Origin of the sequence: Acidisphaera sp. S103, from assembly GCF_009765975.1 — a bacterium.
Lineage (GTDB): Bacteria > Pseudomonadota > Alphaproteobacteria > Acetobacterales > Acetobacteraceae > Rhodopila.
In genome coordinates, this window is the sequence record NZ_LMUJ01000101.1 from 170396 (window position 1) to 182101 (window position 11706).

12 protein-coding genes are annotated in these 11706 nt (G+C 63.9%); 4 read left to right on the forward strand and 8 right to left on the reverse strand.

The features are described 5' to 3' along the window. The coding region (locus GSQ89_RS33350; RefSeq protein WP_254073480.1) for a GMC family oxidoreductase at positions 1-545 on the forward strand (545 nt) is incomplete at its 5' end. 199 nt (positions 546-744) lie between these two features. Here the strand turns inward: GSQ89_RS33350 and dnaA are convergent. The 3 genes from dnaA to oxlT all read right to left on the reverse strand — a co-directional run bounded on the left by dnaA (position 745) and on the right by oxlT (position 4432). Continuing rightward, positions 745-2196 carry a chromosomal replication initiator protein DnaA gene (gene dnaA, locus GSQ89_RS33355; protein WP_158932414.1) on the reverse strand — a complete coding sequence of 484 codons (1452 nt, stop codon included), beginning with the start codon at positions 2194-2196 and terminating at the stop codon, positions 745-747. 416 nt (positions 2197-2612) lie between these two features. Then, positions 2613-2882, reverse strand: a complete 270-nt coding sequence (gene rpsT / locus GSQ89_RS33360) for a 30S ribosomal protein S20 (RefSeq protein WP_158932415.1) — start codon at positions 2880-2882, stop codon at positions 2613-2615. Positions 2883-3142: 260 nt separating this feature from the next. Next, complete coding sequence (gene oxlT / locus GSQ89_RS33365; protein WP_256367365.1) at positions 3143-4432, reverse strand: oxalate/formate MFS antiporter; 1290 nt, start codon at positions 4430-4432, stop codon at positions 3143-3145. Between the two features lie 161 nt (positions 4433-4593). On the opposite strand from oxlT, the gene GSQ89_RS33370 reads away from it, so the two are divergent. After that, positions 4594-5175, forward strand: a complete 582-nt coding sequence (locus GSQ89_RS33370) for a hypothetical protein (RefSeq protein ID WP_158932417.1) — start codon at positions 4594-4596, stop codon at positions 5173-5175. 381 nt (positions 5176-5556) lie between these two features. Here the strand turns inward: GSQ89_RS33370 and GSQ89_RS33375 are convergent, their stop codons facing one another. From GSQ89_RS33375 to GSQ89_RS33385, 3 genes are all read right to left on the reverse strand, one after another. Next, on the reverse strand, positions 5557-6324 hold the full coding sequence (locus GSQ89_RS33375; RefSeq protein ID WP_158932418.1) for a Bax inhibitor-1/YccA family protein: 768 nt from the start codon (positions 6322-6324) through the stop codon (positions 5557-5559). Positions 6325-6453: 129 nt separating this feature from the next. Continuing rightward, positions 6454-8958 (reverse strand): ABC transporter permease, encoded by a 2505-nt coding sequence (locus GSQ89_RS33380; RefSeq protein WP_254073481.1) that lies wholly within the window; start codon positions 8956-8958, stop codon positions 6454-6456. Next, a complete protein-coding gene (locus GSQ89_RS33385) occupies positions 8955-9665 on the reverse strand; it encodes an ABC transporter ATP-binding protein (protein WP_158932419.1) in 711 nt (236 codons plus the stop codon). The genes GSQ89_RS33380 and GSQ89_RS33385 overlap by 4 nt, the downstream gene beginning before the upstream one ends. Between GSQ89_RS33385 and GSQ89_RS33390 the strand changes: the two genes are divergently transcribed. Together GSQ89_RS33390 and thpR are read left to right on the forward strand one after the other, a co-directional pair. Continuing rightward, the gene (locus tag GSQ89_RS33390) at positions 9655-10350 is read left to right on the forward strand and encodes an arylesterase (RefSeq protein WP_254073482.1); all 696 of its coding nucleotides are present in this window, start codon (positions 9655-9657) and stop codon (positions 10348-10350) included. The two genes, GSQ89_RS33385 and GSQ89_RS33390, sit on opposite strands and share 11 nt — an antisense overlap. A 4-nt stretch (positions 10351-10354) precedes the next feature. Further along, a complete protein-coding gene (gene thpR / locus GSQ89_RS33395; protein ID WP_158932420.1) occupies positions 10355-10891 on the forward strand; it encodes an RNA 2',3'-cyclic phosphodiesterase in 537 nt (178 codons plus the stop codon). Between the two features lie 70 nt (positions 10892-10961). On the opposite strand, the gene GSQ89_RS33400 is transcribed toward thpR, so the two are convergent. Beyond that, positions 10962-11375: a type II toxin-antitoxin system HicB family antitoxin gene (locus GSQ89_RS33400; protein WP_158932421.1), complete on the reverse strand. Its 414-nt coding sequence runs from the start codon at positions 11373-11375 to the stop codon at positions 10962-10964. Between the two features lie 9 nt (positions 11376-11384). Next, positions 11385-11603 (reverse strand): type II toxin-antitoxin system HicA family toxin, encoded by a 219-nt coding sequence (locus GSQ89_RS33405; RefSeq protein ID WP_174254966.1) that lies wholly within the window; start codon positions 11601-11603, stop codon positions 11385-11387. Between the last annotated feature and the right edge of the window lie 103 nt (positions 11604-11706).

Below are 11706 nucleotides of genomic sequence, written 5' to 3' on the forward strand. Positions count from 1 at the left end.
TTGCCCACGCTAGCTACGGCAATGCGCAAAAGCGCGATCTGGAGACCGAACCGGGCATGACCCTGACGACCTACCAGTGTCGTCCGGAATCAAAAGGCTCCATCCACGCCAAATCGAACGACCCCAACGCCGCGCCGGCGATCCGGCCGAACTACCTGGCCGATCCGATCGATCAGCAGGTGCTGGTGGACGGGATGAAAATCGGCCGAAGCATCATCAACAGCCGCGTGCTGGACAAGTACCGCGCCTACGAAATGAACCCCGGCGACAAAGTCCAAAGCGACGCCGAGTGGCTGCAGTTCGCCCGCGAGAACGGCCAAACCACCTATCACGTGATCGGCACCTGCAAGATGGGCCCCGATCCGATGGCCGTGGTCGACGATCGCCTGCGCGTGCATGGTATCGCCGGACTGCGCGTGGTGGACGCGTCCATCATGCCGACTGTGCCATCGGGCAACACCAACGCCGCCGTCATCATGATTGCCGAAAAAGGCGCCGACATGATCAAGGCAGCGACCGCCGACGACCTGCTGGTGGCAGCTTAGGGAAGGCAAGGGCTCCGCCCTTGACCCGCAAAGGGGGCGACGCCCCCTTTGATCCCATTAAATTGGGTGGGTGATCAGGAGGGGGCGACCGAGGCGGTTGCAACTACCGAGTTGCCCCCTCCTGACCACCCACCCAGTCCAGGGTTCCAAGGGCCGTCGGCCCTTGGCCGGGTCGAGGGGCAGCGCGCCCCTCGCCTTGCTACGACTCCAACAGCCGTCGCAGCAGTTCGACGTCCTCGGCGAATGTCCCGTCGCGCTCCATCAATTCGGTCACACGCGACACCGCGTGCATTACCGTGGTATGATCGCGATTGCCGAACTTGCGGCCGATTTCCGGCAGGCTGCGGCTGGTGAGTTGCTTGGCCAGGTACATCGCCACCTGCCGCGGCCGAGCGACCGCGCGCGCACGTCTGGCGGAAGACATGTCCGTCAGACGAATACTGTAATGCTCCGCAACCTTCTTCTGGATTTCTTCAATCGTCACCCGACGATCATGTGCCTTCAGAATATCGTGAAGTACTTCGTGAGTCGTTTCCAATGTAACAGGCCGGCCAAACAGGTTCGCGTGTGCGACCAGCCGGTTCAGCGCGCCTTCCAATTCCCGGACGTTGGAGGTGATTTTGTGCGCCAGGAATTCCAGCACCTTCCCCGGTACATCCACACCCGCTCGGGCTGCCTTCGCCTCCAGGATCGAAATGCGCAGTTCATAGGTGGTGGAGTGCAAGTCGGCGACCATGCCGCAACCCAGCCGGGTGCGCAGCCGGTGCTCCAGCCCGTTCAGGTCGGATGGCGACTTGTCGGCCGAGACGACGATCTGCTTCCCCTGCTCGACCAGGTAGTTGAACGTATGGAAAAACTCTTCCTGCGTGTTATCCTTGCCGATAAGAAACTGTAGGTCGTCGATCATCAAGACGTCGACGCTACGCAGGTTTTCCTTGAACTCCATCGTCGATTGGCTGCGGATCGCGGCAATGAAGCGGTACATGAACTTTTCGGCCGACATATAGGCGACCGAGACCGGGCTGCTGGTCCGATCCGTCAGTTCCCATGCGATCGCGTGCATCAGATGGGTTTTGCCCAGCCCGACACCGCCATACAGGAAAAGCGGGTTGAATCCGTGGCTGGATGGATGTTCGGCCACCCGGCGGGCGCAGGCATAGGCGAATTCATTTGGTTTGCCGACGACGAAGCCTTCGAACGTGAAACGCGGATCGAGCGGCGCGGCAAGGTCGGAGCGCGGTTCGGTCCGCTCGTCCGGCCAACCGGCGGCGGCCGGCGCCGGACGCACAGGCGGGGCGGGTTCGCGCAGGATGTCTTTCATAACTTCTCGGGGGGCGGAGACACTCTCGGCCAGCGGCGCTGGTTGGATCGCAGCACCACCGACGCGGATCTCCACGCGCCGGATCGACGGATTTTCCGATTGCCACATCGTGCGCAACCGGTCGCCGTAACGGGTGGCCACCCAGTCGCGCAGGAACCGCGTTGGCAATGTGACGGTGACCTCATCGCCATCGAGGCCGACCATAGTCATTTGGCGGAGCCAGGTACGGTATTCGACCTCACCCACCTCGGCCTGCAAGCGTCCCCTGATCCGCGTCCATTGGACTGCCAGTTGTGGCATTTCCACGATCTCAGGCTCAGTCGTGGCCATCCAGAACCCCCCGCGTTGGCTGTCCGCAGCTTGATCGATTACACTGTCCGACCGTGTCACCACTGCCGGGCCTTGCCCCTGTCTTGGTCCGCTCGGAACGCAGTTTTTCACCCTCCCCTGAGGAAGGTTTGATTTTTACTATCGTTGCTGTCCGGCTGACGGGTGAAGTATGTCCTAGAGTTCAGGACCGAGGCAATCGGAAATTAACATCAAGTCGCCAAATCCAAATAAACGACATAACATTACAATAACACGTTACTGAGCCGATCAACACCTGCACGCCCTTTTGAAGGGCGACTGGCATTTCCAGAAAGAGGCTGAGTAATCAGTGAAATAACGGCGCAACCCTGGCGTGACTGCCAAGCATGCATCCCAAGAAGAAATCGGTCAACCGTCCCAGGTCGACCGACCCGCACTCAGGCGCCCGGTAGCGCCTTGATCCGAGCGGACAGGCGCGACAACTTGCGCGCCACGGTGTTGGCGTGAATGACGCCCTTGCCCGACGCACGCTGCATCTCCGGCTGAGCATCCCGCAGCGCAACCGCCGCAGCGGATTTGTCGCCGCTGGCGATCGCGGTTTCGACCTTCTTCACGAAGGTGCGCATGCGCGACTTCCGCGCCTGGTTCCGCGCGGTGCGGGTCACTGTCTGTCGGATGCGCTTGCGCGCCGATGCGGTATTGGCCATGCGTTCTTCGATCACAACGTTAAGAATCCAACCCACACCCGGGATCCACTGATCCAGGTGTGGGCTGGCGGAAGACGCGGGTTCTACGCATCACCCCCCCGCGAGTCAAGGTCGTTGGCCCACAACCGGACACGATCACAAAACTGGAACCCCGCCCCGCCGCGGCCATTTTCCGCGGTTCCGCGTGGATGGCGATCATCAGGTGCGCCAACTCGGTCGCCAGCGCATCGGATTCCATGCCCAGCGGCCGCAAAAGCGCCCTAACCCTGCGGCGCCGCGGCCAGCCGTGCCCGCCGAAGCTGGTTCGCCCGCAGCGGCCGCAGCACGAACAGCGCCAGCAGGACGACCACCACGTTAGTGACGGCGGCGACCAGGAAGACCGCCTCCCAGCTTCCGGTCGCGGTCTTCAGCACGTTCGCCAGCGGCACCAGGAACGCCGAGGTGCCCTTGGCGGTGTACAGCAGGCTGGTATTCGCGGTGGCGTATTTCGGTCCGAACGTGTCGGTGCAGGTGGAGGGGAACAGCGAGAAAATCTCACCCCAGGTGAAGAAGATCAGGCCGGCACAGACCACGAAGGCCCATGGGGTCTGGCCGGCCACCGCCAGCAGCCAGTAGCTGATCGCACCCAAGGTGAAGGCCAGAGCCATCGTCTTCTCCCGCCCGATACGATCGGACAGCCAGCCAAAAAATGGCCGGGCGGACCCGTTCAGCACGTTGTCAACGACCAACGCGACACTCAGGGTACTGGCGCCCAGGAAAATCACCGCGTTGGAGATGCCATAATCCTTGGCGATCGGAGCAATCTGCGCCGTGACCATCAGGCCGCTGGCGGAGATGCCGATGAACATCACATACAGCAGCCAGAAGATGGGGGACCGCAGCATCTGCGCACTGGTGGAACTGCCGATGCTCTGCTGCAGACTCGGGTTGACCTTGGTCGCCAGCACGATCGGCCGCTCCGGTCCTCGCAGGATGCGGGAAATGATGAGCAACACCACCGCCTGGCCGATGCCGAACCACAGGAACGCCTGGGCGTAACCGGCGGCACCGATGGTCATGCGGATGGGAATGACGGTCAGGGCCGCGCCGGCGCCAAAGCCTCCGGCGGTCAGCCCTACGGCCAGGCCGCGGCGATCCGGAAACCATTTCACCGCGTTGCCGACGCAGGTGGCATAGATCGCACCCGCCCCTGTGCCCGACACGGCGGCACCCACATACAGAAGGTACAGCGAATCGGCATATGCGTTGACCACCCAGCCGATGCCGACCATCAGCCCGCCCACGCCTATGGTCAGGCCGGGACCGGTGCGCGGCCCCAGACGATCGACCAGGGCGCCGGCGGCGGGGGTCAGCCAGGTCTCGGTGGCGATGAAGATACTGAACGCCCACTGGATTTCCGCCAGGGTCCAGCCGTGGGCCGTATGAATCGGACCGACGAACAGGGTCCAGCCATATTGCAGGTTGGCGATCAATGCCATGCAAAGGACGCCCAGCCACAACTGGACCCATCGCCCAGTCAAATTTTCTGGTGCGGATGAATTCTCGGACACGTTAATCCCTCCCAGGATGCCGTTTGGGCATTCGTTATCATGCTTAAAGTCTCAATCCAGCCCTTCGCAGCAGGCCAAGCCACCCTCTTTGTACCCGCTTTTACCGCCTTAATATAGACGGCATCGGAATAATCGTGCTGTCCCGCAAATGCAATTTGTCGGTGGCGGCGCGCGTCGCCTCGCGCTATCCAACTGGCGCAATCGCCACAAAGGAGTACCGTATGCGTCGATTCGTAAGCGCTGTTGCCGCACTGACCATCCTGTCCTCCCAGTCCGCGCTGGCCCAGCCCCAATGCTCGTCCATGGCAGACCAATCGACGTTTGAGGTCCAGGCGCTGCGCAGCGAACTCATGGTGCTGGCGACGGGCTGTCACGATGACGAGTCGTACAACGCCTTCATCCGGCGCTATCAGGCCGACCTGCAAGGCAACGAACGGGCGATCGACGCTTATTTCAAGCACCGCTACGGACGGTCGGCGCAGACGGAGCATGACCGGTTCGTGACCGATCTGGCGAATGCGATCTCACGCCAGGGCAGCGACCTGGGCGGCGATTTCTGCCCGCGCAACGGGCTGATCTTCAATGAGGTCCTGGCGTTGAACTCGTCATCGGAACTCGCCAACTTCGCCGCGGGCAAAGATTTGATCCCGGCTTCCGTGTCGGTCTGCACGCCGATGCCGACGAGCGCGGTGGCGGAGCGCAGAGCGGCGGTCAAGAAGGTCGTGGTCAGGAAAAAGAAGTAAGGCGAAAGGCGCCGCCCTCTTCAAGCATGGCCCCGCGAAGGCGGGAGCTTTGAGCTGCCGCAAAGAAAAAAGGGCTGCCCGGGCGATTACAACGCCTGGGTAGCCCTTTTCACGAATGGACAGGCGATGTCCGGGTTATACCAACTGCCGTTAAGGCCGCCTCTTGATTCGTCATGGCCCGGCGACGGTCCGAACCATCTGCCACCTTAAGGTGCTGGATCAGACGGCCCGGACTGTCGCCGGTCCATGACGAGACTGCCACGTCAACGGCTATTCGTATTTGAGCAGGATGACCTCGCTTTGGCTCAGCCATCCCGCTCTAACTCTTTGTCCGATCACGTGATTCAGACCTGCGGCGATTCCGCCTCCGGTCATCGCGCTCTAGTTGTTGTTCCGGTTGCCCAGAAGCTGCATCAACAGCATGAACAGGTTGATGAAGTTCAGATACAGGCTCAGCGCGTCGTAGACGCTGCGCTTGTTCGCGCCGTCGGTGCCTTCCGCATAGGCGAACTGCAGGTAGCTGCCCTTGATGCGCTGGGTGTCATACGCCGTCAGGCCGGTGAACACGACCACGCCGATGATGCTGATGGCGAACTGCATCGCGGTGCTGTGGAAGAACAGGTTCACCAGGCTGGCGATGATGATCCCGAACAGCCCCATGATCAGGAACCCGGCGAACCGGCTGAGGTCGGTCTTCGTCGTGTAGCCATACAGGCTGGTCGCGGCGAACGTAGCCGAAGTGATGAAGAACATCCGTACGATGGACTCACTGGTGTAGATCAGGAAGATGTTCACCAGACTGGCGCCCATCACCGCGCAGAACGCCCAGAACAGGGCCTGCGCCGCGGAGGTGGACAGCTTGTTGACCCCCAGCGACAGCACCAGGACGAAGCCCAGCGGCGCGAACATCGCGATCATCGCCAGCACCGACGGGCGGTGGGCGAACCCGAACGGCGTCTGCACCAACGGGTAGAACGCGTCCAGCAGGCTGGTATGGGCGATGGCGAACGCGACCACGCCGGTCAGCAGCAGGCCGGATGCCATCCAGTTGTAAACCCGTAGCATGTAAGCCCGTAGCCCGGCGTCGAAGACAGCCGTGGTAGCGGCGGATGCCCGGGGATAGGCCCCGAATTGCGGACTGTAAGCCATGGTTTTCAGTTTCCTTTCGAGCGTGAGCCCGCGTTGATTATAGCCGATCGGCCCCCCTGGTAACAGTCCAGGGATAAGACCCACCGGGTCGATTGGCATGTGATCCGTCAGCGGAACCGAACAGGTGCGCTACTCGTTCCTCAGAAGTGGCGCGGGCCTGGCCCGCAGAGCGGCTGCGGTACCAGCATACCCGAACAGCAGCATGAGTGCGAGTGCTCCCGCAAGTGTGTAAATGAGTGTTACAGGCAAAAAAATCCAGTCCGTGTGCATAATGTAATGCGCCACCCCATAGCTGGCGGCCGACCCGACAGCCGCGGCGATCACCCCGGCCACGCACCCCAACAGGCCGAACTCGGTCAGCCAAGCGGTTCGGATCTGCGCCCGTGTCGCCCCGAGGGTGCGTAGAATTACCGCTTCCCGCACCCGGCGCCGCTGGCCGGCCGCCACAGCCCCGACCAGCACAAACGTGCCGGCCAGAAGCGTCAGTGCGCCCGTGACGGTCAACGCGGCGGCGATCTGGTCCAGCAAGGCAGCGACGGCCGACAGCACATCCTCAACACGGATGCCGGTGACGTTGGGCAAAGCGTCGGTGACCGCGCGAAGCAGGCCGCCCTGCCCCGCGTCGGCGATGCGAACGGTCGCGATATGGGTGTGCGGCGCATGCGCCAGCAGGCCCGGACTGGCAACCATGAAGAAATTGATCGACAGCGACCGCCAGGCGATGTCGCGCAAATTGGCGATCTTCAGATCGACGTCCCGGCCTAGGACATTGACGCGGATGACGTCGCCGATGCCGACATGCCAGCCCTTCGCCATGCCGACGTCCATGGATACCAACGTCGGCCCATCATAGTCCGCCGGCCACCATGTGCCGGCGACCAGATGCGTCCCCTCGGGCGGCGTAGCGGCATAGGTCAGGCCCCGATCGCCCCGCAACGCCCAGGCAGTGTCCGGCGTGGTGACCGCCCGTTCCGCCGGCACGCCCTTGATCGCTACGATCCGGGCTCGCAGGGACGGAACCTGATTCATCTCCGTCACCCCCGGTTGCGCACGAACGATGGACTCGAACCGCGGCAACTGGTCGTTCTGGATATCGATGAAAAAGAAGCTGGGGGCGTTCGCGGGCAACTGCGCCTGGATCTGATACTGCATGTTGCCTTGGATCAGCGCCACGGCCGCCAGCGTCGACAACCCCAAACCAGCCGACAGCAGCAACAGCGGCGTCGGAGCGCCGGGCCGGTACAGATTGCCGACTCCCAGGCGAACCGATGGGAACCGCGACGCCGGCGCCAACCGGGCAAGCGCCATCACCGCGGACCCACCGGCCCGGAACAGCACCAGCGTCAAGGCGGCACCAACACAGAAATACAGCGCGAAAAAGCGGTCGGTGGCAGTGGCGATGGTCAGGCCAACCAAAGCAAGCGCCAGCGCCGCATTCGCCACGATCAGCATGGCCGAGGGCCGCGTCGCCTCCGGCACCAGCCCATCACGGAACAGCGCACCGCCCGGAATCCGCGCCGCCCGGCCCAACGGCCACAGCGCGAAGCACAACGCGATCAGCAGACCGTAGGTCGCCGCCAGCAGCAGCGGCCCCGGATAAACCCCGAGAACCGGAGGCACCGGCAGGATCGGGGTCAAGAACCGGGCGCCCGCCAGCGGCAAGGCCGCCCCCGCCACCACCCCAAGGGCAATCCCGCCGGCCGACAGCACCAGCACCTGGATCAGGCACACGGCGAACACCAAACGCGCCGACGCGCCCAGGCACCGCAAGGTCGCGATCGTGCGTGCCCGAGCATCCAGCCAGGCTCGGACTCCATTGGCGACGCCGATGCCGCCGACCAGCAACGAGGTAAGCCCGACCAACGTCAGAAACAGCGCTGTCTGATCGATGAAACGGCTCACCCCCGGCGCCGCGTCGGAGGGATCGCGGATGCGCCACCCCTGGTTGGGGTATTTTTCGGCGATCGCCCGCTGGATGCCGGCCGGATCGCGGGTCGTCAGACGGATCGCATAACGGACCATGGCCCCCGGTGAGATCAGACCAGTGGATGGCAGCGCATCAGCCGAAATCAGCACCCTCGGGCCAAGGATGGCCGCGGTCCCGACCTGATCGGGTTCGTACGTCAGCGCGCCGGCCACCCGGAACGTGGCTGTCCCGAGACGCGCGGTATCGCCGGGATGAAGACCAAGCCGATCCAGCACGATCTGCTCTGCCAGCAGCCCGTACTTCCCGTCCCGCAACCCCAGCGCGCCGGCCAGCGACTGGGCGGGCCGGATGCCGGCCTGATCCACCAGCGGCCATTTCCCGTCCACCGCCTTCAGTTCGATCAATTGCCGCTCACCCGATGGAGCAACCAGCATGGACCGCATCTGCGTCACCGCGGACGTCGTGGCCCCCTGGTCGCGCAGCCAATCCCGCAGTTGCGCCGGCGGAGGCTGGGAGCCGCTATCAATCTCCAGATCGCCGCCAAGCAGCGCCCGGCCGTCGGCGGCGAGACCGGCATCGACTGCCGCGCGCAACGTGCCGACCGCCGTGATGACCCCGACGCCGAGCGCCAGACACAGCAGGACGATCCACAGGCCCCGGACCCCGCCGCGCAATTCCCGGCGGGCGATGGTCAGGGCGAGGATCACGCCGCCACCAGTTCGTCCACTCGGCCGTCCGACAAATGCACCTGCCGGTCGCAGCGGGCCGCCAAGTCGCGATCGTGGGTGATCAGCAGCAGCGTCGTCCCCGTCCGCTGACGCAGCGCGAACAGCAGGTCGATGACCGCCTGCCCGGTCGCGTGGTCCAAATTCCCGGTCGGCTCGTCCGCCAGCAGCAATGCCGGTTCAGGCGCAAAGGCTCGGGCGAGCGCGGTGCGCTGTTGTTCTCCGCCGGAGAGCTGGCCGGGGAGATGGGTCAGGCGGTGGCTCAGTCCGACGGCATCCAACGCGGCGCGGGCCCGAGCATCCGCGTTCCGCACACCCGCCAGTTCCAGCGGGATCGCGACGTTTTCCAGAGCCGTCATGGTGGGGATCAGGTGGAAGGCCTGGAACACAATCCCGACTTGCTCGCGCCGCAGCCTGGCCAGCGCGTCCTCGTTCAGGCGAGTGATCTCCTGCCCGTCCAGTGAGACGCTGCCGGAGGTGGCGCGTTCCAGCCCGGCCAGCACCATCAGCAGGCTGGTCTTCCCCGAACCGGACGGACCGACGAGGCCGACGGCTTCCCCCATGCCGATGTCGAGATCGACCCCACGCAATATGTTGACCGCCCCGGCCGCGGACGGCACGGTCAAATGCAGGTCCCTGATCCGCACGAGCGGCGCGGCGGCGAGCGGAGAGCGCGGAATGGCATCCATTGGGCGTCTATATCGTGGCGCGGGATGGTGGCGGAAGGGCTGGTGCGGCATTGCAATATTGTTAGCCGTTGCCACCCCGGCGCTCGGCACGCCGCCTCGCATCATGGTGCCAGCGGGGGTCCCGAGGCTGCTGGTGCTAGGGGACTCGCTATCCGCCGGGTACGGCTTGCCGCACGACCAGGGGTTCGAGGTCCAGTTGCAGCAGGCGCTGAAGGCGCAGGGGCACGACGTCTCGATCATCGACGGGGCGGTTTCCGGCGACACCAGCGCCGGCGGCCTGGCACGGCTGGACTGGACGCTGGGCGACGGCGCTGATGCGGCGATCGTGGAACTCGGGGCGAACGATGGCCTGCGCGGCGTCGATCCCAAGGACATGGAGGCGAACCTGACCGCCATTCTGGACGAACTGGCGGCCAAGCACATTCCGGTGTTGCTGACTGGGATGTATGCGCCGCCGAACCTGGGGCCGGACTACCAGAAGGCATTCCGAACAGTGTTCGACACGCTGGGGAAGCGGTCGGGTGTGCTGTACGATCCGTTTTTTCTGGACGGGGTGGCGCTGCACCCGGACCTGATCCAAGCGGATGGCATGCATCCGAACGCCGAGGGGGTGAAGCGAGAGGTTGCGCGACTCCTGCCCCTGGTGGAACAGTTGCTGGCGAAAGCACATCCCGCAAGAGGTTGACAGGATGAGATTGTTTGTCGCCCTCGATCTGCCGTGGATGCTGAGGGAACGGCTATCGGCCCTGGCCGGCGCCGGGCTGCCGGGTGCGCGCTGGGTGCCGCCGGAAAACTACCACATGACGCTGCGCTTCATCGGTGAGACGCCCGGGCACCGGGCGGAGGACATCGACATCGCGCTGGCCGGGCTGCGCGGGCGCGGGTTCTCCCTGACCATGGCCGGGGTGGGTACGTTCGCCAAGGGCGGGCGCAGCACGGCGTTGTGGGTGGGGGTGGAACGGAACCCACAACTGGATCATCTGCAGAACAAAATCGAGACGGCGTTGCAACGCTGCGGCCTGGAGCCGGAGCGGCGGCGGTTCCAGCCGCATGTGACGCTGGCTCGGTTGGACAACGTGCCGGAGGGGAAGCTGGTGTCCTACGTCCAGGCGCACAATCTGTTCCGCGCAGACCCGGTGCCGGTGGAGCACTTCACGCTGTTCAGCTCGCAGTTGGGGAAGGAGGCCTCGGTTTATACGGCTGAAGTGGAGTATGAGTTGGGGTAAGAAACAATCCCGTCAGGAAAACTCAGGCTCAGACAGTATCTGATAACGTAACCATATCTACGTGACAGTATCAGGCAACCGACCTGCGGCGCGGGTCCTCCAACGTCACCTGATGGGCAATATAGCCGGAGCGGGTTTCCCCAGCCGACCGTGCCAGAGCATCCAGACGCCGGAGCACACGGCGAGGCAGCGTGATGTTGACCCGCTCGACAGTGTCGTCCAGCAGGGCCGCATCGACCGAGATAAGACCGAAAATCCAGCCGGTATAGTCGGGATTGCGCCGGATCGCGTCCAGGTTGGATGGCGGCGGAACCGGATCACCCGCATCGAGGGTCGCATCGATCCAGGCCGCGGCCGATTCCTCGGCGGCTGTAATCGCCTCATCCAGAGTGTCGCCCGCCGAAAAGCACCCCGGCAGGTCCGGCACCGCGACACCGAAACAGGTTGTGTCCGTGGCCGGTTCGATCGCGACAGGATAACGCATGCCCATCTCCTACTTCACTTCTGGCTCGTTCTTGCGGGTCCGAACGGCATCCTTGCGAATCTGCGCGACGAGCCCAACGCCAAGGTCCGATTTCGGATGCGGCACGGATATATGACCGGTTCGCTTCGGATGCCTGAACACGTGATGCAAGCCGCGCACGCGATCCAAAACCCAACCGTCGGCTTCCAACTCGCGGATGAGATCCCGGCTCTTCACAGTGCGCACCATACACACGATCTGTATGCAACGCAACGGAAATTAGCCTCAAGGGCTCGACGATAGGTCCGGTCCGAGGAACCGAGTGGCACCACGACTCTGATCCCAGCCTTTC

Coding starts and splice junctions, on each gene's coding strand:
- dnaA (WP_158932414.1), bottom strand. CDS start 2,196: ATGGCCACGACTGAGCCTGAGATCGTGGAAATGCCACAACTGGCAGTC.
- rpsT (WP_158932415.1), bottom strand. CDS start 2,882: ATGGCCAATACCGCATCGGCGCGCAAGCGCATCCGACAGACAGTGACC.
- GSQ89_RS33375 (WP_158932418.1), bottom strand. CDS start 6,324: ATGGCTTACAGTCCGCAATTCGGGGCCTATCCCCGGGCATCCGCCGCT.
- GSQ89_RS33390 (WP_254073482.1), top strand. CDS start 9,655: ATGGCATCCATTGGGCGTCTATATCGTGGCGCGGGATGGTGGCGGAAG.
- GSQ89_RS33385 (WP_158932419.1), bottom strand. CDS start 9,665: ATGGATGCCATTCCGCGCTCTCCGCTCGCCGCCGCGCCGCTCGTGCGG.
- thpR (WP_158932420.1), top strand. CDS start 10,355: ATGAGATTGTTTGTCGCCCTCGATCTGCCGTGGATGCTGAGGGAACGG.
- GSQ89_RS33400 (WP_158932421.1), bottom strand. CDS start 11,375: ATGCGTTATCCTGTCGCGATCGAACCGGCCACGGACACAACCTGTTTC.
- GSQ89_RS33405 (WP_174254966.1), bottom strand. CDS start 11,603: ATGGTGCGCACTGTGAAGAGCCGGGATCTCATCCGCGAGTTGGAAGCC.